A 26,187-nucleotide genomic window follows, 5' to 3' on the forward strand; every position below is an offset into this window, starting at 1 on the left:
GTGCGGCTCGTCTTGGCGAAGCCTTCGCAAAGGAGACGGGTCATGCATATCGAACCAGGCGTCGTCACGGGCGCCAAACTCTTGTTGGGTCATGCCACTGCGGCCGCGAGCTTGGGGGCGGCGCTCTTGCTCTCGGCCAAGGCGGTGAAAAAGGACGGGGTGGCGGCGCTCGCGTTGCGCACCGTCGTGGCGTCCTTCCTCGTGTTCTGTTTCTTCGAGGTCTTGCCGCACCAACCGGTGGGCGTGTCCGAGGTCCACCTCATCCTGGGGTCCACCCTGTTGCTGCTCTTCGGCCCTGCGGCGGCGGCTCTGGGGCTCGCCGGCGGGCTCTTCGCCCAAGGGATGTTCTTCGCGCCCGCCGATCTGCCGCAGTTCGGCATGAACGTGACCACCTTGCTCGTACCGCTCTTCGCCACTGCGCTCCTGGCGCGGCGCATCGTGGCGCCGCACACGCCTTACGTCGATCTGCGTTATCGCGACGTGCTGCGCCTGTCGCTCGCCTACCAGGGGGGCGTGGTGTCGTGGGTGGCGTTCTGGGCGCTCTACGGTCAAGGTCTGGGGGCGGATAACCTCGAGCAGGTCGCTTCGTTCGGCGCGGCCTACTTGTCGGTGGTGCTCGTCGAGCCGCTCATCGACCTGGCGGTGCTCGCGGCGGCCAAGGCTTGGCATCGCGGGCGGGAATCCCTGCTGTTGCAGCGGCGACTCTTCATGGGTCGGGTCTGATGCCGGGGACGGTATGGTTCGTCGGGGCTGGCCCCGGCGATCCGGAGCTCCTCACCCTCAAGGGCAAGAAGCTGCTCGAGCGCGCCGGTGCCGTGCTCTTCGCCGGGTCGTTGGTGGATGCGGCGGCGACGCGCTACGCGCCGCCGGGTTGCCTCATCCGCGATTCGAAAGACATGACGCTCGAGGAGATGACCGAGTGGCTCGTGGCCGCGGCGAAGGCGCACGAGACGGTGGTACGCCTGCAGACGGGCGACCCCACCCTCTATGGGGCGCTCATCGAGCTCACCCGGCCGCTCACGGCGGCGGGCATTTCCTGGAAAGTGGTGCCTGGAGTGTCTTCGGCGATGGCGGCGATGGCGGCCGCGGGAGAATCGATGACCTTGCCCGAAGTGACGCAGACGGTGATCCTCACCCGGGTGGCTGGGCGTACGCCCATGCCGCCGGGTGAGGAGCTCGAGTCTCTCGCGGCGCACCGCAGCACGATCTGTCTCTTTCTCTCGATCACGCGGCTCGCCGAGGTCGAGCGGGGTTTGCGCGCGGCCGGTTGGGCGGAAGCGTCGCCGGTGCTGGTGGTGCACAAGGCAAGCTGGGCGGACGAGGAGCGCATCGTGCGCACCACGCTGGGGGAATTGCGCCGGGCGTGTCGAGAGGCGGGAATCGTGAGTCAGGCGATGATCGTGGTCGGCCCCACGCTGGGGGCGGCGTCGTGGCCGGATTTGGCACGCAGCAAGCTCTACGACCCTTCCTTTACGCATCGCTGGCGCAAAGCAAAGACGAAGGAATGCGACACATGAACGAACGCACGGTGCTGGTGGTGGCGCATGGGTCGCGCGAGGCGACGGGAAACGTCGAGACCGCGGAATTCGTGGCGCGCTGGCGGCAGATGCGGCCACAATGGCGCATCGAACTGTGTTTCATCGAGCATGCCGAAATCCTGCTCGACGAAGGGCTCGATCGGGCGGCGGAAGGCGCGCGCGAGGTGGTGGTGGTACCGCTCATCCTCAACGCGGCCGGGCACGTGAAGATGGAACTGCCTGAGGCGATCGAGCGGGCGCGGGCGCGCCACCCGCAGGTGCACTTCGTGGCGCGCAGGCATCTGGGTATGGGAGCGGAGCTTTTCCCGCTCATCCAGCAGCGGCTGCAGGAGGCATTGCGGGAACTGGACGTGCCCGATCCGGCCACCACGGGCGTGATTTTGCTCGGACGCGGTTCGTCGGATCCGGGAGGGAACGCCGAACTCGCGAAAATGGCGCGCTGGGTGTTCGAGGCCAATGACCACGAGCTGGTCGATCTCGCCTTTACCGGCATCACCTGGCCGCGTCTGGAGACGGTGGTGGCGCGGCAGGTGAAACTCGGCATGATGCAGATCGCCATCGTTCCCGTGTATCTCTTCACCGGAGTGCTGATCGAGCGAATCGGGGCGCAGGTGGAGCGCCTGCGGCGACAATATCCTACGGTGGCGTTCGCGCTGGCGCGTCATTTCGGTTTCGACGAGCGCCTCGTGGCGTTGCTGGAATCGCGGGTGACGAACGGGGAGCGAGAGGGGATGCTGGAGTGCGACGGCTGCAAATACCGCGCCGCCGCGGCCCACGAACATGCTCATGCGCATCATCACGGATGAGGGAGGATCATGACGGCGATCACCGAACAGCTCACGGCCTTGGGGCGCGCGATCGAGCACGATTCTTTCGCCATCATCGATGCCGAGGTGGGGGGAGCGCATTGCTATGCCGCATCGCAGTGGCCGGTGGTGCGGCGCATGATCCACGCGAGTGCCGATTTCGAGTTCAACGGGTTGACGTTCTTTCACCCCGAGGCGATCGAGGCGGGGATCGCGGCGATCCGCCGGGGGGGCACGCCCGTGGTGGCGGACGTGGAGATGATCTGCGTGGGGCTGTCGCGCCCGCGCCTGTCGCATTTCGGCATGACGGCGCATCAGTTCATCGCCGATGAAGACGTGATCGCGGCGGCGAAAGCGAACGGCGGCACCCGGGCGGTCGAGGCGATGCGCAAGGCGCACCGCTTGGGCTTGCTCGAAGGCTCGATCGTCGCCGTCGGTAATGCCCCGACCGCGCTGATCGAGGTGGTTCGACTCATCGAGGAAGAGGGCGTGCGGCCGGCACTGGTACTGGGTATGCCGGTGGGTTTCGTCTCGGCCGCCGAATCCAAGGAACGGTTGATGGCGCAGCAGGAAGTGCCGTGGATCGCCATTCGCGGGCGCAAGGGGGGATCCACCCTCGTCGTGGCGGCACTGCATGCCTTGCTCGCGCTCGCGGAGGAAGAAGGGGCCGTGTGAGCGAGGAGAAGATCCGCAAGAGTGTGCCGAAGAAACGCGGCAACCGCACCGGCTTTACCACCGGGGCGTGTTCGGCGGCCGCGGCACGGGCGGCGGCTTGGGCGCTCGTCTCCGGCGAGCGGCCCACCGAGATCGAGTGCCGTCTGCCCAACGGGCAGATCGTGCGCTTTCCCGTGCATGAGACCGTGTTCCTCGACGCCGACGCGTGTCGGGCGGTGGTGGTGAAGGATGCGGGCGACGATCCCGATGCCACCCACGGGGCGCACTTGACGGTCGAGGTGCGGCGCTTGCCCGGGCGCGCCGGCGTGATCGCCCTCGAGGGGGGCGAAGGCGTGGGCGTGGTGACCAAGCCGGGATTGGGCCTGGAGGTGGGGGGGCCGGCGATCAATCCGGTGCCACGGCGCAACATCACCGAGAACGTGCAGGCGGTGGCGGAAGCACTGTTGCGCACCGACGGGTTGGCGGTGAGGATCTCGGTGCCCGGCGGCGAGGAGATGGCGAAGAAAACGCTCAACGCCCGTCTGGGAATCCTGGGGGGCATTTCGATTCTCGGCACCACCGGCATCGTGCGCCCCTATTCGACGGCGGCGTTTCGCGCGAGCGTGGTACAGGCCGTGGACGTGGCGGTGGCGCAGGGTTGCGACACGGTGGTCTTCACCACCGGGGGGCGCACTGAGAAGTTCGCCATGCGCCAGTTGCCGCATCTGCCCGAGGCGGCTTTCGTACAGATGGGCGATTTCGTCAAGGCGGCGTTTCGCGCGGCGATCGCCCGGCGCGTGCGCCATGTCTGCGTGGGAGCGATGATCGGCAAGCTCACCAAGATGTGCCAGGGGCTGGCGGTGACGCATGCGTGGAAGGCCGAGGTCGATCGCGATCTGCTCGCCGAGGCTGCCCGCGAAGTGGGCGCGCCCGAGGCGGTGGTCGAAGAGATCCGCGCTGCCGAGACGGCGCGTTTTGGTGCCGAACGGCTGGCCGAGCTGGGGCTGGCGGTGCCGTTTCACCGGGCCGTGGCCATGCGCGCGATCCGTCGTCTGAAGGCGGATCATCCGGGCGAGTATCACCTCACGGTGCTGGTGTGCGATTTCGAAGGGCAGGCGATCTGTCGGGTAGAAGAAGATGAATGTGCCTGAACGTTGTGCCGTGATCGGCATCCTCGACGACGGTTGGGAAGGTCTGGGAGAGGAGTCCCGCCGCTGCCTGCACGAGGCCGAACTCGTGATCGGCGCGGAGCGCACCCTCGCCCTCGTGCGCCCGCACCTGCCGGAAGGTCGCGAATGGCGCGCGCTCGACGGCGCTTTGGCCGAAGTGCCGCGCTGGGTGGAAGAGGCGCTCGGCAGGGGGCGGAAAGTGGCGGTGCTCGCCACGGGCGATCCGCTGTGCCACGGCCTGGCCCCGTGGTTGATCGCCCGCCTGGGGGAGACGCGGGTGGCGGTGTTGCCGGCCGTCTCGACCCTGCAGCTCGCCTTTGCCCGTTGGAAGCTGCCGTGGCAGGAGGTGCGCATCGCCAGTTGCCATGCGCGCGACGCGGGCGACTGGTCTTTTGCGGCGGGTCCGGGGCATCCGCTGTCGCCGGTACTGCGCGCCGTGGCCCAGGCGAGGCGTGTGGCGGTCTTCACCAGCCCGGAGAACGGTCCGGCACGCATCGCCCGCGCCCTCATCGACTGCGGCTATGGCGAAGAGATACGGATGCGGGTGGCGAGCCGTTTGCTGCTCGCCGACGAGGCGCTCTTCGGGCCGCTCACGCCGCAAGAAGCGGCGCGAAGGGAGTTTCCCGATCCCAACGTGGTGCTCATCGAGCGCCACGGCGGGGAAGCGCCGCTCTTCGGCCTGGAAGACGCGGAATACGCCCAGCGGGCGCCGGAGAAGGGGCTCATCACCAAGCAGGAAGCGCGGGCGTTGTCGCTGGCGAAGCTCCGGTTGCGACCCGATGCCTGCGTCTGGGACATCGGCGCGGGGTCCGGTTCGGTGGGGCTGGAGTGCGCCCGTCTGTGCCCCGAGGGGGAAGTGTGGGCGATCGAGAAGAACGCCGCCGAGGTGGCCAATGCCCGCGAGAACGCCCGCCGCCTGCGCGTGGCCAACTACGTCCTCGTCGAGGGACGGGCGCCGCGGGGTCTGGACGCGTGGCCGGCGCCGGATGCGGTGTTCATCGGCGGATCGGGCGGAGAGCTGCCCGAGCTGATCGCGCTCGCGCTCGCACGGCTCAAGGACGGCGGCCGCCTGGTGATGAACTTCGTGACGCTGGAGAATCTCGCTACCGCGATAGCGGCGGTGCGTTCCTCGGGTTTTCCCTGGGAGGTGGTGCAGCTGCAGGCGAGCCGCAGCAAACCCATCCTCGACATGCACCGGCTCGCCGCGCAGAACCCGGTGTGGATCGTGACCGTGGCCAAGGAGGGAGAATGAAACTCACCGGTGTTTCGCTCGGCCCGGGCGATCCGGGCCTCATCACCCGGCGTGCCTGGGAGGCGCTCACGAGCGACGCTCGCTGGCTCTATCCGGTGAAGCGAAGCGGCGGCGAATCTTACGCCCTCGACATCGTGCGCCGCGCGGGCCTCGCCGTGCCCGAAGACGCCGTGCCCCTCGTCTTCCCCATGACGCGCCAAGCGGAAGTGCTCGAGCGCGCTTGGCAGCGGGCGGCGCAGCAAGTGATCGAGCTGGCGCGGGAGACGTCCGAATTCGTCTTCCTGGTGGAGGGGGACGCCTCTACGTTCGCCACGTTCGGGCATCTGGCCCGTACGCTCAAGGCGCACGCACCGGGCTGCACGATCGAAACCGTCGCCGGCGTCCCTTCTTTCCTCGCCGCGGCCGCCGCGGCCGGCGTGCCGTTCGCCGAGGAGGACGATCGGGTGGCCGTGATTCCGGCCGCCTACGGCATCGGCGTGATCGATCATCTGCTCGACGAGTTCGACACCGTGGTGCTGCTCAAGGTCAAACCCCTGCTCGACGAGATCCTGACGCTCCTTGCCCGCCGTGACTTGCTCGGGCAGACGTTTTTTTGCGAGAAAGTCGGTGCGCCCGAGCAGCGTCTCGTCCGGGACGTGGCCACGCTCACGGGAGAAAAAGTGAATTACCTCTCGCTCTTGATCGTGCGCCAGCAGGGTTTGCCGCGTGGCGAGCTGCGGCGCGGTTGCCGCAAGAAACCGCTGGAGGTGCCGTCATGAGATGCGCGGTGGTGGCGATCACCAAACACGGCCTCGCGCTGGCGGGCAGGGTGGCGGCGGCGCTGCCCGGCGCCCGGGTTTTCGCTCCGGCCAAATTCGCCGAACTGGCGCAGCGGGCGGCTCCAGGCAGGGCGCAGTGCTACGAGGGCAAGACGGGCGAGCAGATCCCGGCGCTCTTTGCCGCCTTCGATGCGATCGTGGCCATCGTCTCGCTGGGGGCGGTGGTGCGGCTCATCGCGCCGCATCTGCGCGACAAGGAGCAGGATCCGGCGGTGGTGGTGCTCGACGAGGCAGGGCGTTTCGTCATTCCCGTGCTCTCGGGGCATCTGGGCGGGGCGAATGCGCTCGCCGGGCATCTGGCGCTCGCGCTGGGGGCTACGGCCGTGCTCACCACGGCATCGGATTCCCGCGAAACCCTGTGCGTCGATCTGCTCGGGCGCGAGCTTGGCTGGCGCTTCGAGGCGAGCCACGACGAGATCGTGCACTGCAGCGCCGCCGTGGTCAACGACGAGCCGGTGGCCTTGGTGCAGGAAGCGGGTAGTACCGACTGGTGGCGCGGCCACGCCAACGGGCGCAGCGGCCCGCTGCCGGAGAACCTCGTCAGGCTCGATCGGCTGGAGGAGGCCGATCCGAACCGATATGCTGCCCTGCTGTGGATCACCCGCGAAGGGCGCGCCGAGGATCACCCTCGGTGGGCCGGGCGGCGTGTGATCTATCGTCCGCCGGAGGAATCATGAAAGTTGCCGTGGGAATCGGCTGCGATCGCGGTACCTCGCTCGCCACGCTGGAGGCGGCGCTTTCGCAGGCGCTTGCAGAAGCTGGCCTTTCGTCCGAGGCGATCGTTCTCCTTGCCAGCATCACCCTCAAGGCCGACGAGCCGGGCCTGCTTGCCCTTGCCGCGCGTCTCTCCCGTCCGCTGCGCTTCTATTCCCCCGAGGAACTGGCGGCAGTGCCGGTGCCGCACCCTTCCGAAGTCGTGCGCCGCCACACCGGCACGCCTTCGGTGGCCGAGGCGGCGGCGCTGCTCGCCGCCGGCGCCGGCATGGAAGCCCTGATCGTGGAAAAACACCGATACCGCGGCCCCGACGGCCGCAACGCCACCGTCTCGATCGCGAGGATGTCATGAACGGAACCGAGGCCGCCGCGCGCGGCAAGATCTTCCTGGTGGGCATCGGCCCCGGCAGCGAGGCGCACATGAGCGCCCGAGCGCGGCAGGCCATCGCCGAGGCCGACACCGTGATCGGCTACGTCACCTACGTCCGCCTGGTGGCGCCGCTCCTCGAAGGCAAGGAGGTGATCCGCAAGTCGATGACCGAGGAGCTCGACCGGGCGGTGGAGGCGCTCGAGCGTGCCCGCCAGGGCAAGACGGTGGCGCTCATCTCGTCGGGCGACGCCGGGGTCTACGGCATGGCCGGGCCGACTTTCGAGGTGCTCTTCGCCGCCGGATGGCAGCCCGAGGGCGACGTGGCGGTGGAGATCGTCCCGGGCGCCTCGGCCATCAACGCCTGCGCCGCCCTGGTGGGCGCGCCGCTCACGCACGATTTCTGCGCCATTTCGCTCTCCGACCTGCTTACCCCCTGGCCGGTGATCGCCCGGCGGCTCGAGGCTGCTGCCGCCGCCGATTTCGTCGTCGCCCTCTATAATCCCAAGAGCGGACGGCGCACGAGGCACATCGTCGAGGCCCAACGGCTGCTATTGCGCCATCGCGCGCCCGATACGCCGGTCGCCATCGTCAAATCCGCCTACCGGCCCAAACAGCGCATCGAACTGACGACGCTCGAGCGCATGGCCGAGGCCGAGATCGGCATGCTCTCGACGGTGCTGGTGGGCAATTCCCGCACCTTCGTGCGCCACGGCCTGATGGTGACGCCGCGCGGCTATGGCGAGAAATACGTCCTGGAAGAGGGCGAACGCCAGGCGCGCGACGGCGAGCAGGCCGGCCGTTCCCTCTCGAGCGGCCTCGAAGGCTGGCTGCGCGAGATCCGCGCAAGCGGCGAGAGCCCGGCGAGCCTCGCACGGCGCTACGCCCTGCCGGAAGACTATCTCGCCGCCCTGCTCGCCGAGGAAGATGCCGATGACTGAAGAAGACACGGCGCGCCATCGCGCCCGCATGCAGCGCAAAAAAGCGGTGATCGAGGAGCGCATCGCCCGGGCCTCGCTCGAGCGCGGAGTCTTTCTGCTCCACACCGGCAACGGCAAGGGAAAATCGAGCGCTGCGTTCGGTATGCTCGCCCGCGCCCTGGGGCACGGGATGAACGCCGTCGTCGTACAGTTCGTCAAGAGTCGCTCCGACACCGGCGAGGAAGCCTTCTTCCGCCGCCATCCGGCGGTGCGCTGGTACGTGATGGGCGAGGGATTCACCTGGGAGACGCAGGACCCGGCGCGCGACGCAGCCGCCGCCTGCGCCGCCTGGGAAACGGCCCGCGCCGCGCTTGCCGATCCCGGCGTGGCGCTCGTGATCCTCGACGAGCTCACCTATGCCTTCAAGTACCGCTGGCTCGACCTGGAAGAGGCGCTGGCGGTGTTTCGCGCGCGCCCGTTTCATCAGCACCTCATCGTCACTGGCCGTGCTGCGCCGGCGGCGTTGGTCGAAGCGGCCGACACCGTCACCGAGATGGGGCTCGTCAAACACGCTTTCCAGGCGGGGGTGAAGGCCATGCCGGGGATCGAATGGTGAACTGTCCCGCCTGGCTCGTCGCCGCGCCGGCTTCCGGCCACGGCAAGACCACCGTGGTAGCGGCGCTCGCGCGCTGGCACACGCGCCAGGGGCGACGGGTGCGCGTGTTCAAATGCGGGCCGGATTTTCTCGATCCGCAGATCCACGAACTCGCCTCGGGTGCGCCTTGCGAGACGATCGACTTTCGCATGGCCGGGGAAGAAGATGCCCGCTGGCGCCTCGCGCGTGCGGCACGGCACGCCGATCTCCTCCTCGTCGAAGGCGTGATGGGGTTGCACGACGGCGAGCCCAGCGCCGCCGAACTCGCGCGTCGCCTGCATCTTCCCATCCTGCTCGTCATCGATGCGAGCGCCATGGCCGGCAGTTTCGGCGCCGTGGCCTGGGGATTGAAGCACTACCGCGAAGGGGCACCGATCACCCACGTGCTCGCCAACCGCATCGGCAGCCCCATGCACGCGCGGCTGTGCCGCGACACGCTGCCCGAGGACATCGCCTGGGCGGGGTATTTGCCGCGCGACGAGGCGATGACTCTTCCCGAGCGCCATTTGGGGCTCCTGCCTGCCGCCGAGATCGTCGACCTGGAAACGCGACTGGATCGCATGGCCGAGGCCATCGGCCAGACCGAGGCCGCAGCGCTGCCGCCGCCGGTCGCCTTTCTGCCGGCAGATGCCCCATCGTCCCTTCCGCCGCTCCTCGCCGGCCAGACGGTGGCGGTGGCGCGCGATGCCGCTTTTTGTTTCCTTTATCCAGCGAACCTTGAGACCCTGCACGCGCTCGGGGCCCACACGGTCTTCTTCTCCCCGCTCGCGGACTCCGCCCTGCCGCCGTGCGATGCCGTCTGGTTGCCCGGTGGTTACCCCGAGCTGCACGCGGCGGCGATCGCCGCCAATCGCCCGATGGCCGCGGCACTCGCCGCCCACGTGCAGGCGGGCAAGGCAGTACTCGCCGAGTGCGGCGGCATGATCGCCTGCGCCGAGACCCTCGTCGATGTCGCGGGCCGGTCCTGGCCGATGTTCGGTCTGATTCCAGGCCAGGCGCGCATGCAATCGAGGCTCGCCGGCCTCGGCGTGCTGGAAGGGGATCTCCCCGAGGGGCGCCTCACCGGCCACACCTTCCACTACTCCACGTTCGAGACGACGCTCGCGCCGCTCACCCTTGCGCGCAAGACCCGCGGCACCGGTGGCGAGGCGATTTACCGTCACGGTCGGCTCACGGCGAGCTACATGCACTTCTATTTTCCGTCGAACCCGGTGGCGACGGCGGCACTTTTTGGATCGATGACCGACTCCACGACGTGGAGAGCGATATGAGCTTTCCTTTTCCGCCTTCCCCTCATCGCTTTCCCGAGGCGGAGCGCGAGGCGGTGTACCGCGCCATTGCCGAGCGTCGCGACATGCGCCATTTTCTACCCGACCCGGTCGATCCCGAAATTCTGCACCGGCTGCTGTGGGTGGCGCATCAGGCGCCCAGCGTGGGTTACATGCAGCCTTGGCGTTTTCTGCGCATCACCGACCGTGCTTTGCGGCAAGCGATCCATCGCCTGGTCGAGGAAGAGCGCCAAGCGACGGCCCGGGCCATGGGCGAGCGGAGTGAGGAATTCCTGCGCCTCAAGGTGGAAGGGATCCTCGAAGCCGCCGAGATCTTCGTCGTTGCCCTTGCTCCGGGGCGGGAGCGGCATGTATTCGGTCGGCGGACCCTGCCGGAGATGGACGTGGCTTCACTATCCTGTGCGATCCAGAACCTATGGCTCGCAGCCCGTGCCGAAGGGTTGGGGATGGGCTGGGTGTCGCTATTCGACCCGCAGCGTTTGGCGAATTTGTTGCGGATGCCGGAAGGGGCCAAACCCATGGCCATACTTTGCCTCGGCCATGTGGCCTCTTTCTATCCGCGGCCGATGCTGGAAGAAGTCCATTGGGCCAGCCGACGCCCACTTGCCGAAGTATTCGCCGAGAATTTCTGGCCAAGCGAGGCTGCCGGCTGGAACGATGATGAGGAGGTCACAACTCCCCGGTGAGAAACTGCGCCCGGCCCCGCCCGAAGGACCAGTCGGCATCGCCGTTTTCCACGATGGAGACGATGAGGTCGTCGGGCGACAGGCCACAGCGTTCTTCGAGGTAGCGGGCGAGGAGGCGGTAGAAAGCGACTTTCTTTTCCTCACTACGGCGGCGTGATACCACGGTGAGCAGGACCACCCGCGATGAACGCGGGTAACCCAGGCCCGTGTCTTCGAGCACCAATTCTCCAGGGCGGTGCTGCGTCACACACTGGTAGCGATCCCGTTCGGGGACGCCGAAGGCTTCGACCATGGCGCGGTGGGCAGCGTCGAGGAGGGTGCGCAGTTCTTCTTCGCTGCGCCCTTCGATGAGATCGAACTTGAGCAAGGGCATGAAAAATTCCTTGAGGAAGTAGGGGATTGGGCCCATAGGGGGCAGGTCGATTCTAGTCGTCGCGGGAAAAAGCGCCAAGCGGTTACAATCTTGGGACTTTTCCGCTCGGCTCGGGAGCCATGAAACCCATCGTTCGCGCCACCCTCATCGGAGCGAGCGCCATCGCCCTGTGGGGGACGCTCGCGCCGCTCACGGCGCTCACCGGCGGGCGCATCCCGCCGTTTCAGCTGCTCGCGACCAGCTTCACCCTGGCGTTCGTCCTCATGCTGCTGCGCTGGCGTCTGCAGGGTCACTGGGGTCTTGCCTTGGCGCGCCAGCCGCTTGCCGCGTGGCTGCTGGGGGTGGGCGGGCTCTTCGGTTACCACGCCTGTTATTTCGCCGCCATGCAGCGGGCGCCCGCGGTGCAAGTGAGCCTCATCGCCTATCTGTGGCCGCTGCTGATCGTGCTCTTTGCCGCCTTGCTGCCGGGCGAGCGCCTGCGGCTGCGTCACCTCGTCGGGGCGGCGCTGGCACTCGGCGGCGTGTGGGTGTTGCTCGGGGGCAACGCCGGTTTCGATTCGACGTACGTGAGGGGCTATCTGCTCGCCGCTGCCTGCGCCCTCATCTGGTCGGCCTATTCCGTGCTCTCGCGTCTGTTGCCGCGCGTGCCGAGCGAGGCGGTGGGGTGGTTCTGCGGGGCGACGGCGCTCCTTGCCTGGATGGCGCACTTCGCTTGGGAGCCGACGGTATGGCCCGACGGGGCGATGGGCTGGTGCGCGCTGCTCGCCCTGGGGCTGGGTCCGGTGGGAGTGGCGTTCTTCACCTGGGATCATGGCGTCAAGCACGGGGACATCGCGCTGCTCGGGGTGCTCTCTTACGCGGCTCCGCTCATCTCCGTGCTCTTGCTGATGATTCTGGGTTTGGCCGAACCCAGCGCGCGACTCGCTGCTGCGGCGCTGGCGATCGTGGGCGGCTCGCTGGTGGCGGGTTGGGAGCGCCGGTCACGCGTCGACGGTCGGGTCGGGGAGGAGGGCGCATGAAACGCATCACTTCCCCCGTGCTTTTTCCTTTGTTCGCGGCGGCGTGCTTCGGTTTTCTGGGGGTGGCCATGGGCGCGTTCGGGGCGCATGTGTTGCGGCCACGTCTTGCCGCCGCGCTCTACGAGAACGTGCAAACGGCGGTGTTTTACCAGTTCGTCCATGCCCTGGCGCTCTTCGCTCTGGGAGTGCTGGGGGCCGCGGGCTGGAGGCACCGGGCCTTGAGCCTCGCGGCGGGGCTGTGGACGGGCGGGGTGATCGCCTTCTGCGGCAGCCTCTACGCTTATGCCTTCACGCAATGGTGGCCGCTGGTGTGGGTGACACCGCTGGGCGGGATACTGCTGCTTGCCGGGTGGGCGAGTTTCGGCCTGGGCGTGATGCGTGCCGACGGCGCATCTGCGGCCGGGACGCGGTAAAATTCACAAAACCGTAACGATCCCCCTATTTTTGCGGCGTTTTTTCCAACCCTGCGCTCCCTTCTTGTCTCGAGGAACCGGTTTCATGGAACTGCGCAAAGGCGTGTGGCTCGCGGTGCTGGCGATGGCTTGCGTGCCGGGCTGCGGCCGCGTCGAGGAGAAGTTCGTCCGCATCGACGGCTCGAGTACCGTCTATCCCATCACCGAGGCCGTCACCGAGGAATACCTCACGCAGACGCGCGGTGCGGTCAAGGTGACCGTGGGCGTGTCCGGTACCGGTGGCGGCTTCAAGAAATTCTGCCGCGGCGAAACGGACATCTCCGATGCATCGCGCCCCATCATGGCCGAGGAAATGAAAGCCTGCCGTGAGGCCGGCATCGAGTACGTCGAGCTGCCGATCGCCTTCGACGCCATCACAGTGGTCGTGCATCCCCAGAATGACTGGGCCGACGAGCTCACCGTGGCCGAGCTCAAGAAAATATGGGAGCCGGCCGCCCAAGGCGTGATCGAAGATTGGCACCAGGTGTCGGAGCGCTTTCCTTCGCGCTCCCTCAAGCTCGCCGGTCCCGGCGCCGATTCCGGGACTTTCGATTATTTCACCGAGGCCGTGGTCGGTCGGCCGAAGTCGAGCCGTGGCGACTATCTCGCTTCGGAAGACGACAACGTGATCGTGCAGTTCGTCAGCCGTGACCGTGGCGCGCTGGGCTACTTCGGACTCGCCTACTACCTGGAAAACGCCGACAAGGTGAAGGCCGTCCGCATCAAGAAAGACGAATCCTCGCCCGCCGTGACGCCCAGCGTCGAGGCGGTAAAATCCGGCATGTACCAGCCCCTGTCGCGGCCCATCTTCCTCTATGTCAATGCCGCTTCGGCACGGGACAAACCCCAGGTGCGCGAATTCGTCGAATTTTATCTCCAGCACGCCGCCGAGCTCGCCCGGGAGGTGGGCTACGTCGATCTGCCGGAAAAGGCCTACGCCCTGGCGCTGGCCAATTTCCGTGCCCTGAAAACGGGTACGGCCTTCGGCGGCGTGCCGGAAGTGGGGGTGCAGGTCGAAGAGCTGCTGCAGCGCGAGACGACCCGGTGAGCACCCCCCGACCCGTTTTCCCTTTCCCGTGCGCTTCCTTCGAGGGATCATGACGTCCGAAACGACCCCGTCCCAGCAGGGCGAGAGTTATCTCGACCGCATTCGCGCGATGCGACGCGTGCGCAACGCGCGCGAGCGCCTCGTCGAGGGCATCCTTTTTCTGGCCGCTTTTTTCGCCGTGGCGGTGACGGTGGCCATCGTGGCCATCCTTCTTTATGAAGGGGCGGTCTTCTTCCGCCACGTGTCGCTGGTGGAATTCCTCACCGGCACCCAGTGGACGCCGCTTTTCGAGAACGCGCACTACGGCATGCTGCCACTGCTCACCGGTACGGTGGTCACCTCCGTGATCGCCTTCGTGGTGGCTGCGCCTCTGGGCTTTCTCATCGCCGTCTTTCTGTCAGAATTCGCGCCGCCGCGTGTGGCGCAGGTGCTCAAGCCTTTCCTCGAGTTGCTGGCAGGGATACCGACCATCGTCTATGGCTACTTCGCCCTGCTCTTCGTCACGCCGCTGCTGCAAAAGATCATTCCCGACCTGGCCGGGTTCAACATGCTGAGCGCGGGGCTGGTGATCGGGCTGATGATCGTGCCCTACGTCGCCTCGGTGTCGGAAGACGCCATGCGTGCCGTGCCCATGGCGCTACGCGAGGGATCCTACGCCATGGGGGCGACGCGCTTCCAGACCGCGCTCCGGGTGGTGCTCCCCGCCTCCTTCTCGGGGGTGATGGCCGCCTTCGTGCTGGGGATCTCGCGCGCCGTGGGCGAGACCATGGTGGTGGCGATCGCCGCCGGACAGCAGCCCAATTTCACTTTCGATCCACGCGAACCGGCCGCCACCATCACCGCCTACATCGTGCAGGTGGCCATGGGCGACCTGCCGCACGGCTCGATCGGCTATCAGAGCATCTTCGCCGTCGGGTTGGTGCTCGTGGTGATCACCCTCTTCTTCAACCTGCTCGGTCAGATGCTGCGCAAGCGTTTCCGCGAGGTGTATTGAGATGGTCAAGACCGATCTCTCCCGTCTGCGGGCGGTCATCGCCAAGAATCGCCGCTGGGATCTCATCTTCGGCGGTATCGGGCTGCTGGCGACGATGCTCGGTGTCGTCGTGCTCACCGTGCTCTTCGTCGACCTGGTGATCGACGGCTGGAGCCGTCTGCGCCCGGATTTCTTCCTCAACTTTCCTTCGCGCCACCCCGAGCGCGCCGGCATCCTCTCGGCCTGGGTGGGCTCGGCACTGGTGATGCTGGTCACCGCCCTCACCGCCGTGCCCCTGGGTGTGGCCGCGGCGGTCTATCTCGAGGAATATGCGCCCAAACACTGGATCACCGAACTCATCGAAGTCAACGTGAGCAATCTCGCGGCAGTGCCTTCCATCATCTATGGCCTGCTCGCCTTGGGGCTTTTCGTCTATCTGCTGGGTTTGGGTCACAGCATCCTCACCGCCGGGCTCACGCTGGCACTGCTCATCCTGCCCATCATCATCGTGGCCACCCGTGAGGCGCTGCGCGCCATCCCCGTGTCCATCCGCGAGGCGGCCTACGCCTTGGGGGCGACGCGCTGGCAGGTGGTGAGCAACCACCTCATCCCCTATGCCTCGGGCGGCATCTACACTGGTGTCATCATCGGTATGGCGCGGGCCGTGGGGGAGACCGCTCCCATCATCACCATCGGCGCGCTCACCTTCATCGCTTTCCTGCCGCCGGCGCCCTTCACCGGCGATCCTCCCGCTGGCCCCTTCGACTGGCTCTTCTCCCCCTTCACGGTGCTGCCCATCCAGATGTTCAACTGGCTGTCGCGCCCGCAAGCCGCCTTCCATGTCAACGCCGCCGCCACCGGCATCGTCATCATCGTGGCGACGTTGGTGATGAACGGCATCGCCATTTGGCTGCGCGCGCGCGTGCGCCGCAATCTGAAGTGGTAATCCTTTTCCCGGGAAAAGCACGCATGACCGATCAGACCCCCCATGCCGTAGTGACCGAGCCGCTCAAGGCCGAGGCGCGCAACTTCAATTTCTACTATGGCAACCACCACGCGCTGAAGAACATCAACCTGCCGGTGGCCGAGCGCCGCGTCACGGCGCTGATCGGCCCTTCGGGCTGTGGCAAGTCGACGCTGCTGCGTAGCTTCAACCGCATGCACGACCTCTATCCCGGCAACCGCTACGGGGGCGAGATTCGGCTCTATCCCGACGATGTCAATCTCGTCTCGGCCGAGGTCGACCCCATCGAGATTCGCATGCGCATCTCCATGGTGTTCCAGAAACCCAACCCCTTTCCCAAGTCGATTTTCGACAACGTCGCCTACGGCCTGATGGTGCGCGGCGAGCGGCGCCGCTCGGTGCTGGAGGAAAAAGTCGAAGAGGCGCTGCGCGGGGCGGCGCTGTGGGACGAGGTCAAGGATCGGCTCGACGATCTGGCCTTCAACCTCTCCGGCGGGCAGCAGCAGCGGCTGTGCATCGCCCGGGCCTTGGCCGCCGATCCGGAGCTCATCCTTTTCGATGAGCCCACCTCCGCCCTCGATCCCATCGCCACGGCGAGCATCGAGGAGCTCGTCACCGAGATCCGGGACAAGGTGACCATCCTCATCGTCACCCACAACATGCAGCAGGCGGCGCGCATCTCGGACTACACCGCTTTCATGTATCTGGGCGAGCTCGTCGAATTCGGCCGTACCGACGAACTCTTCGTGCGCCCGCGCAAGAAACAGACCGAGGACTACATCACCGGGCGCTTCGGCTGATCACCACCACCAGGCCGCGATGCCGAGCAGGACGAAGGCGAGCGCCGCGACCAGGTGGATCGTCTTGGCCGGCAGCCGGCGCGTGATCCGCTCGCCGAACCACACCACCGGGGCGTTGGCGAGCATCATGCCGACGGTGGTTCCGGTCACCACCGCCGCCCAGGGCGAATAGTGCGCGGCGAGCGCCACGGTGGCGAGCTGCGTCTTGTCCCCCATCTCGGCAAGGAAGAACGCGGAAGACACGATCGTGAAGATGCGAGTGAGCGTCGCCGCCGGCCGCGTCTTCGTCTCGTCTTCGTCGATCGTATCCGGTACCAGCATCCACAACCCCAGCGCGACGAAGGAAAGGGTGGTGACCGTGCGCAGCACGTCCGGCCCGAGCCACTGCGTCACCGCCGCGCCCAGCGCCGCGGCACCGGCGTGATTGACGAGTGTGGCAAAGAAAATCGCCGCGCAGATCGTCCACGGCGCACGATAGCGTCCGGCGAGCACGAGCGAGAGGAGCTGGGTCTTGTCGCCGATTTCGGCGAGCGCGACGAGCCCGGTGGCGGTGAGAAAAGCTTCCATTGGCTGGCGGTCAGTGGCGGGGTGAGTCGCATTATAGCGACGCACTTGCTATGATCGTAAAGTTCGCCGGCGGGTTCGCCGGCCGTAACGCACGGGGACCCATGCACGAAGACGAGGAAAGATCGACTGCTTCCTGTATCCGCATCCGCGGCGCGCGCCAGCACAACCTGAAGAACCTCGATGTCGAGCTGCCCACGGGGCGGTTCATCGCCGTGACCGGCGTCTCGGGCGCGGGGAAATCATCGCTCGTGATCGAGACGCTCTATGCCGAGGGGCAGCGCCGCTACGTCGAGACCTTCTCGCCCTATGCGCGTCAGTTCTTCGAGCGCCTGGACGCGCCCGAGGTCGACGAGGTCGAGGGGGTGCTGCCGGCGATTGCCATCGAAGGCGGCACCAGCGTGCGCACTTCGCGCTCGACGGTGGGTACGCTCACCGAGATCGCCGATCATGCCAAATGGCTCTACGCCCGCGCTGCGCGCCTTTTCTGCCCCGGCTGCGGCGAGGAGATCGTACCCCACACGCCGGAGACGGTGGCTGCAGACCTGCGGCGGCGTTTTGCCCCGGCCGCGCGGCTCGCCGTGCTCTTCCCCTTGCCGGTGCCCGAACGCCTGCCCGCCGAGACGGTACGCGCCGGGCTCGCCGCCCAAGGCTACGCGCGCGTCGTCGCCCGTACGCCCGCAGGGGACGGGAATTGGTGGTGGTGGGTGATGCAGGATCGCTTCCGCCTCGAAACGATCGAGGAACGGCGTTTGCTCGAAGCGCTGGAAGCGGCTTTCGCCCAGGGACAGGGACGCCTGGCGGTGGCCGACTGGGACGAACTGCGAAATCGGCTGGGTGAGCCACCGGAGACGGGTGAGCCTCCTTTTTGCGAGCGGATTCCCGCACGGGAATACCGCCGCGAGCGCTATTGCGGGGCTTGCGATCGGACTTTTTCCGATCCTTCGCCGGGTCTCTTCTCCTTCAATTCACCGGTGGGCGCCTGTCCGACCTGCCGTGGTTTTGGGCGGGTGATCGGCATCGATTGGGACAAAGTGATCCCGGACCCGTCGCTTTCCCTGCGCCGAGGGGCGATCCGTCCCTGGCAGGGAGGATTCTCGGCGCAATGCCAGCAGGAACTGGAGATGCTCGCTCCGGCCGCCGGCGTGCGCCTGGACGTGCCCTGGCGCGAATTGAGCGAGACGGAACGACGTTGGGTGCTCGAAGGCGATCCCGACTGGGCCGATTGGGAGACCAGCTGGCCGCAGCATTGGTACGGCGTGCGCCGCTACTTTGAGTGGCTCGAATCCAAGTCCTACAAGATGCACGTGCGGGTGCTGCTGTCGCGCTACCGCAGCTACACCGTCTGCCCCGACTGCCACGGCGCACGCCTCAAGCCGGAGGCGCTCGCCTGGCGGTTGACCGCCGCCGACGAGACGCCGCCACCCGGACGCCTTCCCGGCCACGACCTGCCCGAGCTCTTCGCCCTGCCGGTCGAGGAGGCGGCCGCCTTCGTGCGTCGCTGCGCGGCCGGCATCCAAGGCAAGACCCTGCGGCAGGTGTTCGAGGAAATCGAGACGCGCCTGAGCTATCTGTGCGAGGTGGGCCTGGGGTACCTCACCCTCGATCGCGCCTCGCGTACCCTCTCGGGCGGCGAGTTGCAACGCATCCATTTGACCACGGCGCTCGGCACCTCGCTGGTGGAGACGCTCTTCGTGCTGGAAGAGCCGACCGCCGGTCTGCACGCCCGCGACGTGGCGCGGCTCATCGGCGCGATCCGCCGGCTGGTGGATCTGGGCAACACGGTGGTAGTGATCGAGCACGATCCGCAGGTGATCGCCGCGGCCGATTGGGTGATCGACCTCGGGCCGGGTGCCGGGGCCCAAGGGGGGCGCCTGGTGGCCGAAGGTCCGCCCGCCGCCGTCGCCGCGCATCCGGCCTCTCTCACCGGCGCCTACCTCGGCGGTCGCTTGCGGGTGCAGGCGGAGCGAACCCCGCGCGAGGTGGGCGAAAGTCCTTGGTTGCGACTCTACGGGGCGCGCGAGCATAACCTGAAAAGCATCGACTTGGCACTGCCTCTCTCGGGGCTGACGGTGATCGCCGGGGTGTCGGGCTCGGGCAAGTCCACCCTGGTCGAGAACGTCCTCGTACCGGCGCTCGCCCGGGCGCTCGGGCGCGAGGCCGAGGCCCCGGGACCGTATGATGCGCTCGAAGGAGCGCAGGCGCTCACCGATCTCGTCTGGGTCGACCAGACGCCGCTCGCCAAGAGCGCGCGCTCCATGCCGGTGACGGTGACCGGCGCCTGGGACGAGCTGCGCCGCGCCTTCGCCGCCCAGCCCGAAGCCGCCGCCCACGGCTTCACTGCCGGAAGCTTCAGCTTCAACGCGGGGGAAGGGCGCTGTCCCGCCTGCGGCGGTTCGGGGTTCGAACACGTCGAGATGCAGTTCCTTGCCGACGTCTACCTGCGCTGCCCGGTGTGCGACGGCCAGCGCTTCCGGGACGAGGTCTTGCGCGTGCGGCTCGCCGGCAAGAACGCCGCCGAATGGCTGGAGCTCACGGTGGACGAGGCGCTGGCGCTGCTTTCCCGCCTGCCCGGGGCCAAGGCGGCCATGGCGCGCCTGCAGCCGCTCGTCGCGCTCGGGCTCGGCTATCTTCGGCTGGGGCAACCCACGCCGACGCTCTCCGGTGGCGAAGCCCAGCGCCTCAAGCTCGCCGCGCGGCTCGCCGAACGTCGCCGCGGCGGCAAGACGCTCTACGTGCTCGACGAACCCACCACGGGGCTGCACCAACACGAGGTGGCGCGCCTGCTGCGCGTGCTCGAGGAACTGGTCGAGCAGGGCGAAGCGGTGGTGGTGGTCGAACATCACCTCGACGTGATCGCCGCCGCGGATTGGGTGGTCGAACTGGGCCCCGAAGGAGGGGAAAAAGGCGGTCGCATCGTCTTCGAAGGCCCTCCGCCCCTGCTCGCCACGGCCGAGACCGCCACCGGCCGGGCTTTGCGCGAGCGCACTGGCGCCTTCATCGCCCCGTCCCTGCCCCTTGCCGCCGAGCCGACCCCTTTGTACGGTCCCGCGCCACCGCGCGCGATCGAGATCTTCGATGCGCACGAACACAACCTCAAACACCTCGACGTGACGATCGCGCGGGAGCGGCTCACCGTGGTCACGGGCGTGTCCGGTTCGGGCAAATCCACGCTCGCTTTCGACATCGTCTTCGCCGAAGGGCAGCGGCGCTATCTCACCGCGCTCGATGCCTACGCGCGCCAGTTCGTGCAGCCGCCCCCGCCCCCCGCGGTGGGTCGCATCCAGGGGCTGTCGCCCACCGTCGCCATCGAACAGCGCACCAGCCGCGGCGGCTACAAGAGCACGGTGGGCACGCTCACCGAGATCGCCCCTTTCCTGCGGCTGCTCTATGCCCGCCTCGGTACGCCCCATTGTCCCGAGTGCGGCGTGGCGCTCGAGCCGCTCGCCGCCGGATCCTTGGCGCAGCGCCTGGCGCACCTGCCCCCGCCGCTTTCCCTCTACGCCCCGCTCGTGCGCCGCCGCAAGGGGATCTATAAAGAATTAGCGGCCTGGGCGGCACGACGGGGCGTGACGACGCTGCTCGTCGATGGCGAGGAAGTGCCCACCGACCCCTGGCCCAAGCTCGACCGCTACCGCGAGCACGACATCGACCTGCCGATCGCCCGGCTCGAATCCGCCGATGGGGACGCATTACAGCGGGCCGTGCAGGAAGCGCTGGAAGCGGGTGAAGGCGTGAAGGTGCGCGACGGGCAGGGGCATTGGCACCTCTTCGCCGGTGCCCACGTCTGCCCCTCTTGCGGCAAGGGCGCCCCGCCCCTCGATCCACGTCTCTTCTCGCAGCATTCGCCCCTGGGGTGGTGCCCGGCTTGCCTCGGCACCGGCCGGAAACTGCTGGGCGAAGGCGCGACGCTGCGCGATGGCCGGCCGCTGTCCTTGGATGCGGAGCGCGAGGTCGAAGGGCGCCTCGTCACCGCCCAGACTTGCCCCGAGTGCGGCGGCAGCCGGCTCAATGCCTACGCCCGCGCCGTGCGGCTACAGGGGACGAGCCTGCCGGAGCTGTCGCGCCTGCCGCTCGCGCGCCTGGCGCCGTGGTTCGATACGGCCGTCGCGCAGTGGGACGAACGCAGCCGGCGCATCGCCGCCGAAGTCTTGCCGCAGATCGCGCAGCGCCTCGCTTTTCTGTGCGAAGCGGGGCTGGGTTACCTCACGCTGGAGCGCGCCGCGCCCACGCTCTCGGGGGGAGAAGCCCAGCGTATCCGGCTCGCCGCCCAGCTCGGCTCGACCCTGCGCGGCGTGTGCTACGTGCTCGACGAACCCACCATCGGCCTGCATCCGCGCGACGACGAGCGCCTCATCGCCATGCTGCGGCGGTTGCAGCGCCGCGGCAATACCGTGCTGGTAGTCGAGCACGACGAGGCGATGATCCGCAGCGCCGACGAGGTGATCGACCTCGGCCCCGGTGCGGGCGAACACGGCGGTGAAGTAGTGGCTCGAGGGCCGCTGCCGGTCATCCTCGCCTCGCCGCGTTCGCTCACCGGCAAGATGCTGCGCACCCCCATCGCGCACCGCCTGGCACCGCCGCGACCCGTCGCCGACGACACGCCGAGCCTGTGGGTGCGCGGGGCGCGCCGCCACAACCTGCAGGGCATCGATGTGCGTCTGCCGCTCGCGCGCCTCATCGTGGTCACCGGCGTGTCCGGCTCGGGCAAATCGACCCTGGTACGCGAGGTGCTCGCCGAGAGCCTGCGCCAGGGCCGACCCGTCGGTTGCGAGCGCCTCGAAGGCGGCGAAGCGCTCACGCGGCTGCTCGAAGTCGACCAGACGCCTATCGGCAAGACCCCCCGCTCCTGCCCGGCCACCTACCTCAAGGTGTTCGATCCCATCCGTCGGCTGTTCGCCGAGACGCAGGATGCGCGGACCCGCGGCTGGGCCCCGGCGTGGTTCTCCTTCAATACCGGCGAGGGCCGCTGCCCGGTGTGCGAGGGGCAGGGCATGATCACGGTGGAAATGGCCTTCCTGCCCGACGTGCGCGAACCGTGCGAGGCCTGCGGCGGCAGCCGCTACCGCGCCGAGACCCTGCAGGTGCGCTGGCGCGGGGCGAGCATCGCCGACGTGCTGACGATGACGGTGGCGCAGGCGGCGGAATTCTTCGCCGCCCATCCCGCGATCGCGCGGCCGTTGCGCTGGATGGAAGAAGTCGGCCTGGGCTATTTGCGCCTGGGGCAGCCCAGCCCGACCCTCTCCGGTGGGGAGGCGCAGCGGCTCAAGCTGGTCGCCGAGCTCTCCCGGCCGGCGAACACCCCTACCCTCTATCTGCTCGACGAACCCACCGTAGGGCTGCACCTCGCCGACATCGAGAAACTGCTGCACGTGTTGCACCGCCTGGTGGAGAACGGCCACACGGTGGTGGTCATCGAACACGACCCGGACGTGTGGCTCGAAGCCGATTGGCTCATCGACCTCGGCCCCGGTGGCGGGGACGAAGGCGGTCGACTGGTCCACCAGGGAACCGTGGAATCCCTGCAACGGCGGGCAAGCGGGGCGACGTGCGAGGCGCTCGAGCGGGTGCTTTCCCGCCGCAAAGATGCTTTACTGAAGTGAACGAGCGTATTCCGTGCAAGTGAGGAGAAGACGATGGCACATGAGCATCGCGACATCCCCGTCTGGGATCCGGCGCTGCGGCTCTTTCACTGGTCGCTGGTCGCCTGCGTGGTCGGGGCGGTCATCTCGGTCAAGATCGGCGGCAACGCCATGCGCTGGCACCAGGGTTTCGGGCTGGCGGTCTTGGGGCTCATCGTCTGGCGGCTGCAGTGGGGCTTCGTCGGGCCGCAGACGGCGCGCTTTTGCGCCTTCGTGCGCGGACCCCGCGAGATCCTCACCTACCTGCGCGGGCAATGGCACGGCGTGGGGCACAACCCTCTGGGCGCGCTCTCGGTGCTGGCGCTCCTCGGACTCTTCGGCCTGCAGGCGCTCCTGGGGCTTTTCACCTACGACGAGATCGCCTTTCGCGGACCGCTCGCGCGGCTCGTCGACCCTGACTGGCAGATCCGCCTCACGCACTGGCACCGCGCGCTCGAGCCGCTCTTATGGCTGATCGTGCTGCTGCACGTGGGCGCCATCGTCTTCTATGCCGTGGTGAAAAAGGAAGATCTGGTGCGCCCCATGGTCACCGGCTATCGCCGGCTGCCGCCGGGCGTGCAGGACGTGCCGCGGGTGGAATGGGGGAACAAGACCTACGCGCTGCGCCTCGCGCTCACCGTGGCGGTGGCGCTTGCCGTGGTGTATCTGGCGAGCGGCGTCTGGATCCCGGCGCCCGCGCCGGTAGCGCCGACGCCGGGAATGGACTGGTGAGGATTCAGTCTTCTTTCATGCGGAACTTGTCGTGGCAGGATTTGCAGGCCTTGCCCACTTCGCCGAACTGCTTGGCGATTGCCGCCTTGTCGCCGGCGGCGGCCACTTCGGCCAGTTTGTTCGCCTGTTCGGCGAAGTTGGTCGCTACCTGCCGCACTTCGTCGGGCTGCTCGAAGAATTCCTTCTTCAGCCGGCTCTTGTGGAAACCGACGGCACCCACCGTGTCGGGGCTGTAGAGCGCGCCCATGCCGGAATTGGCTGCGGCGGCGATGGCGTTGGCGGCTGCCGCCACCTGGGCCTGATCGAAGGGGGCGCTGCCGTCGACCACCTGCGCCTTGATCTTCTCCATGTTCCAAGCCATGAACGTGTAGGCGGCCTGACGGTACTTCACTTTCTCTTCCGGTTTGAGCGCCTGGGCGGCTGCGGCGCCGGCAAGCCCCATGGCGGTGGCGAAGAGCAGGATCTTGGGCAGTTTCTTCATGAGTTTTCTCCGTAAACAGGGAATGTCGTTTTAGTATAGACGATGTCCCCGGGAATGGCGAAGGAAAGCCCTTTCATACCGCGCTCGCCCTTCGGCTCGGTGACCCCACGGCGGCCCCGGGAGAGGAGGATCCGCCGTATTTCTGCCGCACCATCTCGCCGATGAGGCGGATGACCTCTTGGCTGGCCGACTCGGCCTGGCGCATGTTCTCGATGATGCCATCCAGAATGGTGGCATCGCGCAGCCAGTTTTGCCGCGCAAGTTCGATGGCGGCGCGCACGCCAGAGTGAACCCGCCGATGGGGCTCTTCGAGGGCCCGATAGGCAGGGGTGCCGGAGAAGTGCGCTTTGCCATATCCGTCGTAATACCATTTGCCCAAGCGGCATCCCATGTGATCGACTTGCACGGTTTTGGCTTCTTCACCTTCGCCGCTGCGCTCGGCGGCGACATAGCCACGCTGCATGTAGATGATGTGATCGAGCTTCACCAGCGAGGCAAAGGTCAAGTCCTTGGCCTGCTCGAGCGCCGAGATCGTCGCCTCGGCCGATTGGGCGACCGCTTCGAAGCGATGCTCGAATCCTTGGACCTGGTCGCTGACGGTCTTCGCTTCTTCGCTCATGGCACGGGTCTGCTGCACCATCGTCGATACGCGGTCGCGCAACTGACCGATGACCCCGCCGATTTCGTCGGTGGCCACCCGCGTGCGTTCGGCAAGCTTGCGCACTTCGTCGGCCACCACGGCGAAGCCTCGTCCCAGCTCTCCGGCCCGGGCGGCTTCGATCGCGGCGTTCAAGGCAAGCAAGTTCGTCTGCTCGGTGATCTCGGAAATGATCTGCACCGTGCGGCCGATCGATTGACTCGCGCCTTCGAGCGAGCCGGCGGTTTCGGCCATCGCCGCCATGTTGTGATCGATCGTGCCCAGGGCCTGAGCGAGCTGACGCGCCGTCGCCAGGCTCTCCGAAGCGCCTCGTTGGTTGTGCAGGGCGAGTTTTTCGACTTCATCCATGCGCCCGCTCACTTCCATGAGGTCGGACTGGTTACCGGCAAGGTTGCGCAACAGATTGTCGACGTTGATCTGATGTAGGGCACTGTTGAGGCGATTCTTGGCGGCGAAATCGGCGGCTTCCTGCATCTTCGCAAGAGCATGGTTGATCGATTCCATCGAGCGCTTCAGTTCGCTGGGCATGCCGTCGGTGAAGGCATGGCGGTGGAAATCTCCTTGGGAAGCCCGCTGGAAACAGGTATTGACGTCCTTGAAATAGGCTTCGATGAAATCCAGGAGATCGTTGAGCTCCCAGGCCACCTTGCCGATTTCTCCCAACCCTTTCGTTCCTGTGATACGCGCGCTGAGCTGTCCCTGTTTGGCCAGTGAAATCACCTCTGACATCCGTGCCAGGGCGAGGAGAGGCTTGGCCGTCCAACGATAGGCAAACCAGGCGAATGCCATCGATAGCAGAGGCACGATCACGTTCGGGGGGGTAAGGCCATGCTGCCAGAGCGAATAGGCGGCAAAGAGCCAAACGGCGACGACGAAGGCAATGGCCGTATAGAGCAGCCGCTGGCGTAGGAAGGGAATCGTGCGGCTGACCTCGCTGGTCGGCGCAAAAAGAGCGTCTGTTTTCGTGCTCATGACCGTGTTCCTTTGCCCGTGCGTCGTCCGAAGAAAAGATCCAGGACGAAATTTTCATAGGTCGTGCCGAGTTCGTCCAAAGTCCGGCTCAGCCAGGCGAGAGAGGCTTCACACGCCTTGGCCGGACCGGCCTCTCGCTCGATGCGCAGCATTTCGGCGTAGATCGGCACGATCGCCTCGATCGCGCTGTGCGGCGCCTGCCGTCGTACGGAGAAATAGCCCAAGGGTTCGCCCTGATAGAGATCCGGCGTCACGTTGGCGAACACCCAGTAGTAATGCCCCTTGGCGGTCATGTTCTTGACGAAGCCGAACCACTCCTCACCTCGCTGGATCGTGTCCCACAGGTGCCTGAAGGCGCCGCGGGGCATGTCGGGGTGGCGCACGATGTTGTGCTGCACGCCCAGCAGGTCGTCTTCGGCATAGTCGGCCACCCGCATGAACACCCGGTTGGCGTAGGTGATGCGACCTTTGAGGTCGGTCTTGCTGACGATGATCTCGTCGGGCGAGAAGTGGACTTCTACGTTGGTCGGGGTGATCTTCGGTTTCATGGGTGCTTCTCCTCCCTCCAGGGGAAAAAGCATTATCGGAAAACCAAGCGGAAAACTAAAGGATTTTCTCTCGCTGTTTCGCCCTTGTAGGGGTGGGAATCTTCGCTATGCTTC

The 26,187-nt window shown here is 67.1% G+C and carries 26 protein-coding genes; 21 read left to right on the forward strand and 5 right to left on the reverse strand.

What is annotated here, in order from left to right:
• Positions 1 to 42 precede the first annotated feature (42 nt).
• The 13 genes from H607_RS0109595 to bluB are packed head-to-tail and all read left to right on the forward strand — an operon-like array spanning position 43 to position 10,868.
• Positions 43 to 723 carry an energy-coupling factor ABC transporter permease gene (locus H607_RS0109595; protein WP_028875259.1) on the forward strand — a complete coding sequence of 227 codons (681 nt, stop codon included), beginning with the start codon at positions 43 to 45 and terminating at the stop codon, positions 721 to 723.
• Positions 723 to 1,517 (forward strand): precorrin-4 C(11)-methyltransferase, encoded by a 795-nt coding sequence (gene cobM / locus H607_RS0109600; RefSeq protein ID WP_028875260.1) that lies wholly within the window; start codon positions 723 to 725, stop codon positions 1,515 to 1,517. Before H607_RS0109595 ends, cobM begins: the two co-directional genes overlap by 1 nt.
• A complete protein-coding gene (locus tag H607_RS12520) occupies positions 1,514 to 2,344 on the forward strand; it encodes a sirohydrochlorin chelatase (RefSeq protein ID WP_051240809.1) in 831 nt (276 codons plus the stop codon). The genes cobM and H607_RS12520 overlap by 4 nt, the downstream gene beginning before the upstream one ends.
• Positions 2,345 to 2,353: 9 nt before the next feature.
• On the forward strand, positions 2,354 to 3,019 hold the full coding sequence (locus H607_RS0109610; protein ID WP_037990253.1) for a precorrin-8X methylmutase: 666 nt from the start codon (positions 2,354 to 2,356) through the stop codon (positions 3,017 to 3,019).
• Positions 3,016 to 4,149 carry a cobalt-precorrin-5B (C(1))-methyltransferase gene (locus H607_RS0109615; protein WP_028875262.1) on the forward strand — a complete coding sequence of 378 codons (1,134 nt, stop codon included), beginning with the start codon at positions 3,016 to 3,018 and terminating at the stop codon, positions 4,147 to 4,149. The genes H607_RS0109610 and H607_RS0109615 overlap by 4 nt, the downstream gene beginning before the upstream one ends.
• Positions 4,136 to 5,419 carry a bifunctional cobalt-precorrin-7 (C(5))-methyltransferase/cobalt-precorrin-6B (C(15))-methyltransferase gene (locus tag H607_RS0109620; RefSeq protein WP_028875263.1) on the forward strand — a complete coding sequence of 428 codons (1,284 nt, stop codon included), beginning with the start codon at positions 4,136 to 4,138 and terminating at the stop codon, positions 5,417 to 5,419. The genes H607_RS0109615 and H607_RS0109620 overlap by 14 nt, the downstream gene beginning before the upstream one ends.
• Positions 5,416 to 6,177: a precorrin-2 C(20)-methyltransferase gene (gene cobI, locus H607_RS0109625; RefSeq protein ID WP_037990260.1), complete on the forward strand. Its 762-nt coding sequence runs from the start codon at positions 5,416 to 5,418 to the stop codon at positions 6,175 to 6,177. The genes H607_RS0109620 and cobI overlap by 4 nt, the downstream gene beginning before the upstream one ends.
• Entirely contained in the window at positions 6,174 to 6,914 is a 741-nt protein-coding gene (locus H607_RS0109630) for a cobalamin biosynthesis central domain-containing protein (protein WP_028875265.1), read from the forward strand. The genes cobI and H607_RS0109630 overlap by 4 nt, the downstream gene beginning before the upstream one ends.
• A complete protein-coding gene (locus tag H607_RS0109635; protein ID WP_028875266.1) occupies positions 6,911 to 7,303 on the forward strand; it encodes a cobalamin biosynthesis protein in 393 nt (130 codons plus the stop codon). Before H607_RS0109630 ends, H607_RS0109635 begins: the two co-directional genes overlap by 4 nt.
• Positions 7,300 to 8,259, forward strand: coding sequence for a precorrin-3B C(17)-methyltransferase (cobJ, locus tag H607_RS12525; RefSeq protein ID WP_083962015.1), 960 nt, complete (start codon positions 7,300 to 7,302; stop codon positions 8,257 to 8,259). Before H607_RS0109635 ends, cobJ begins: the two co-directional genes overlap by 4 nt.
• Complete coding sequence (cobO, locus tag H607_RS0109645) at positions 8,252 to 8,854, forward strand: cob(I)yrinic acid a,c-diamide adenosyltransferase (RefSeq protein ID WP_028875267.1); 603 nt, start codon at positions 8,252 to 8,254, stop codon at positions 8,852 to 8,854. Before cobJ ends, cobO begins: the two co-directional genes overlap by 8 nt.
• A complete protein-coding gene (locus H607_RS12530; RefSeq protein WP_037990275.1) occupies positions 8,848 to 10,164 on the forward strand; it encodes a cobyrinic acid a,c-diamide synthase CobB in 1,317 nt (438 codons plus the stop codon). Before cobO ends, H607_RS12530 begins: the two co-directional genes overlap by 7 nt.
• Positions 10,161 to 10,868: a 5,6-dimethylbenzimidazole synthase gene (gene bluB / locus H607_RS12535; RefSeq protein ID WP_051240810.1), complete on the forward strand. Its 708-nt coding sequence runs from the start codon at positions 10,161 to 10,163 to the stop codon at positions 10,866 to 10,868. The genes H607_RS12530 and bluB overlap by 4 nt, the downstream gene beginning before the upstream one ends.
• On the opposite strand, the gene H607_RS0109660 is transcribed toward bluB, so the two are convergent.
• Positions 10,852 to 11,241, reverse strand: coding sequence for a tautomerase family protein (locus H607_RS0109660; RefSeq protein WP_028875268.1), 390 nt, complete (start codon positions 11,239 to 11,241; stop codon positions 10,852 to 10,854). The genes bluB and H607_RS0109660 overlap by 17 nt on opposite strands.
• A 119-nt stretch (positions 11,242 to 11,360) precedes the next feature.
• Between H607_RS0109660 and yddG the strand changes: the two genes are divergently transcribed.
• The 6 genes from yddG (at position 11,361) to pstB (ending at position 16,497) form a co-directional block, all read left to right on the forward strand.
• Positions 11,361 to 12,260 (forward strand): aromatic amino acid exporter YddG, encoded by a 900-nt coding sequence (gene yddG / locus H607_RS12540; protein WP_037990277.1) that lies wholly within the window; start codon positions 11,361 to 11,363, stop codon positions 12,258 to 12,260.
• The gene (locus tag H607_RS12545; protein WP_051240811.1) at positions 12,257 to 12,673 is read left to right on the forward strand and encodes a DUF423 domain-containing protein; all 417 of its coding nucleotides are present in this window, start codon (positions 12,257 to 12,259) and stop codon (positions 12,671 to 12,673) included. Before yddG ends, H607_RS12545 begins: the two co-directional genes overlap by 4 nt.
• Positions 12,674 to 12,797: 124 nt before the next feature.
• Positions 12,798 to 13,760, forward strand: a complete 963-nt coding sequence (locus H607_RS0109675) for a PstS family phosphate ABC transporter substrate-binding protein (RefSeq protein WP_342666657.1) — start codon at positions 12,798 to 12,800, stop codon at positions 13,758 to 13,760.
• Positions 13,761 to 13,869: 109 nt separating this feature from the next.
• Positions 13,870 to 14,754, forward strand: a complete 885-nt coding sequence (gene pstC / locus H607_RS12550) for a phosphate ABC transporter permease subunit PstC (RefSeq protein WP_051240854.1) — start codon at positions 13,870 to 13,872, stop codon at positions 14,752 to 14,754.
• 1 nt (position 14,755) lies between these two features.
• Entirely contained in the window at positions 14,756 to 15,679 is a 924-nt protein-coding gene (pstA, locus tag H607_RS0109685; protein WP_028875270.1) for a phosphate ABC transporter permease PstA, read from the forward strand.
• Positions 15,680 to 15,702: 23 nt separating this feature from the next.
• Positions 15,703 to 16,497 (forward strand): phosphate ABC transporter ATP-binding protein PstB, encoded by a 795-nt coding sequence (gene pstB, locus H607_RS0109690; RefSeq protein ID WP_037990278.1) that lies wholly within the window; start codon positions 15,703 to 15,705, stop codon positions 16,495 to 16,497.
• Here pstB and H607_RS0109695 read toward each other — a convergent pair whose 3' ends face one another.
• The gene (locus tag H607_RS0109695) at positions 16,498 to 17,064 is read right to left on the reverse strand and encodes a TMEM165/GDT1 family protein (protein ID WP_028875272.1); all 567 of its coding nucleotides are present in this window, start codon (positions 17,062 to 17,064) and stop codon (positions 16,498 to 16,500) included. It lies immediately after the preceding gene.
• Positions 17,065 to 17,165: 101 nt separating this feature from the next.
• Between H607_RS0109695 and uvrA the strand changes: the two genes are divergently transcribed.
• Entirely contained in the window at positions 17,166 to 22,664 is a 5,499-nt protein-coding gene (gene uvrA, locus H607_RS12555) for an excinuclease ABC subunit UvrA (protein WP_051240855.1), read from the forward strand.
• Between the two features lie 33 nt (positions 22,665 to 22,697).
• The gene (locus H607_RS12560) at positions 22,698 to 23,414 is read left to right on the forward strand and encodes a cytochrome b/b6 domain-containing protein (RefSeq protein WP_037990280.1); all 717 of its coding nucleotides are present in this window, start codon (positions 22,698 to 22,700) and stop codon (positions 23,412 to 23,414) included.
• Between the two features lie 4 nt (positions 23,415 to 23,418).
• On the opposite strand, the gene H607_RS0109710 is transcribed toward H607_RS12560, so the two are convergent.
• The 3 genes from H607_RS0109710 to H607_RS0109720 form a co-directional block, all read right to left on the reverse strand.
• The gene (locus tag H607_RS0109710) at positions 23,419 to 23,895 is read right to left on the reverse strand and encodes a c-type cytochrome (RefSeq protein WP_051240812.1); all 477 of its coding nucleotides are present in this window, start codon (positions 23,893 to 23,895) and stop codon (positions 23,419 to 23,421) included.
• 73 nt (positions 23,896 to 23,968) lie between these two features.
• Positions 23,969 to 25,525 (reverse strand): methyl-accepting chemotaxis protein, encoded by a 1,557-nt coding sequence (locus H607_RS13715; RefSeq protein ID WP_051240813.1) that lies wholly within the window; start codon positions 25,523 to 25,525, stop codon positions 23,969 to 23,971.
• Positions 25,522 to 26,073 carry a PAS domain-containing protein gene (locus H607_RS0109720; RefSeq protein ID WP_028875274.1) on the reverse strand — a complete coding sequence of 184 codons (552 nt, stop codon included), beginning with the start codon at positions 26,071 to 26,073 and terminating at the stop codon, positions 25,522 to 25,524. Before H607_RS0109720 ends, H607_RS13715 begins: the two co-directional genes overlap by 4 nt.
• Positions 26,074 to 26,187 lie beyond the last annotated feature (114 nt).

This window comes from Tepidiphilus margaritifer DSM 15129, from assembly GCF_000425565.1.
GTDB classification, from domain to species: Bacteria; Pseudomonadota; Gammaproteobacteria; order Burkholderiales; family Rhodocyclaceae; genus Tepidiphilus; species Tepidiphilus margaritifer.

Coding starts and splice junctions, on each gene's coding strand:
- H607_RS0109595 (WP_028875259.1), top strand. CDS start 43: ATGCATATCGAACCAGGCGTCGTCACGGGCGCCAAACTCTTGTTGGGT.
- cobM (WP_028875260.1), top strand. CDS start 723: ATGCCGGGGACGGTATGGTTCGTCGGGGCTGGCCCCGGCGATCCGGAG.
- H607_RS12520 (WP_051240809.1), top strand. CDS start 1,514: ATGAACGAACGCACGGTGCTGGTGGTGGCGCATGGGTCGCGCGAGGCG.
- H607_RS0109610 (WP_037990253.1), top strand. CDS start 2,354: ATGACGGCGATCACCGAACAGCTCACGGCCTTGGGGCGCGCGATCGAG.
- H607_RS0109620 (WP_028875263.1), top strand. CDS start 4,136: ATGAATGTGCCTGAACGTTGTGCCGTGATCGGCATCCTCGACGACGGT.
- cobI (WP_037990260.1), top strand. CDS start 5,416: ATGAAACTCACCGGTGTTTCGCTCGGCCCGGGCGATCCGGGCCTCATC.
- H607_RS0109630 (WP_028875265.1), top strand. CDS start 6,174: ATGAGATGCGCGGTGGTGGCGATCACCAAACACGGCCTCGCGCTGGCG.
- H607_RS0109635 (WP_028875266.1), top strand. CDS start 6,911: ATGAAAGTTGCCGTGGGAATCGGCTGCGATCGCGGTACCTCGCTCGCC.
- cobJ (WP_083962015.1), top strand. CDS start 7,300: ATGAACGGAACCGAGGCCGCCGCGCGCGGCAAGATCTTCCTGGTGGGC.
- cobO (WP_028875267.1), top strand. CDS start 8,252: ATGACTGAAGAAGACACGGCGCGCCATCGCGCCCGCATGCAGCGCAAA.
- H607_RS12530 (WP_037990275.1), top strand. CDS start 8,848: ATGGTGAACTGTCCCGCCTGGCTCGTCGCCGCGCCGGCTTCCGGCCAC.
- bluB (WP_051240810.1), top strand. CDS start 10,161: ATGAGCTTTCCTTTTCCGCCTTCCCCTCATCGCTTTCCCGAGGCGGAG.
- H607_RS0109660 (WP_028875268.1), bottom strand. CDS start 11,241: ATGCCCTTGCTCAAGTTCGATCTCATCGAAGGGCGCAGCGAAGAAGAA.
- yddG (WP_037990277.1), top strand. CDS start 11,361: ATGAAACCCATCGTTCGCGCCACCCTCATCGGAGCGAGCGCCATCGCC.
- H607_RS12545 (WP_051240811.1), top strand. CDS start 12,257: ATGAAACGCATCACTTCCCCCGTGCTTTTTCCTTTGTTCGCGGCGGCG.
- H607_RS0109675 (WP_342666657.1), top strand. CDS start 12,798: ATGGCTTGCGTGCCGGGCTGCGGCCGCGTCGAGGAGAAGTTCGTCCGC.
- pstC (WP_051240854.1), top strand. CDS start 13,870: ATGCGACGCGTGCGCAACGCGCGCGAGCGCCTCGTCGAGGGCATCCTT.
- pstA (WP_028875270.1), top strand. CDS start 14,756: ATGGTCAAGACCGATCTCTCCCGTCTGCGGGCGGTCATCGCCAAGAAT.
- pstB (WP_037990278.1), top strand. CDS start 15,703: ATGACCGATCAGACCCCCCATGCCGTAGTGACCGAGCCGCTCAAGGCC.
- H607_RS0109695 (WP_028875272.1), bottom strand. CDS start 17,064: ATGGAAGCTTTTCTCACCGCCACCGGGCTCGTCGCGCTCGCCGAAATC.
- uvrA (WP_051240855.1), top strand. CDS start 17,166: ATGCACGAAGACGAGGAAAGATCGACTGCTTCCTGTATCCGCATCCGC.
- H607_RS12560 (WP_037990280.1), top strand. CDS start 22,698: ATGGCACATGAGCATCGCGACATCCCCGTCTGGGATCCGGCGCTGCGG.
- H607_RS0109710 (WP_051240812.1), bottom strand. CDS start 23,895: ATGAAGAAACTGCCCAAGATCCTGCTCTTCGCCACCGCCATGGGGCTT.
- H607_RS13715 (WP_051240813.1), bottom strand. CDS start 25,525: ATGAGCACGAAAACAGACGCTCTTTTTGCGCCGACCAGCGAGGTCAGC.
- H607_RS0109720 (WP_028875274.1), bottom strand. CDS start 26,073: ATGAAACCGAAGATCACCCCGACCAACGTAGAAGTCCACTTCTCGCCC.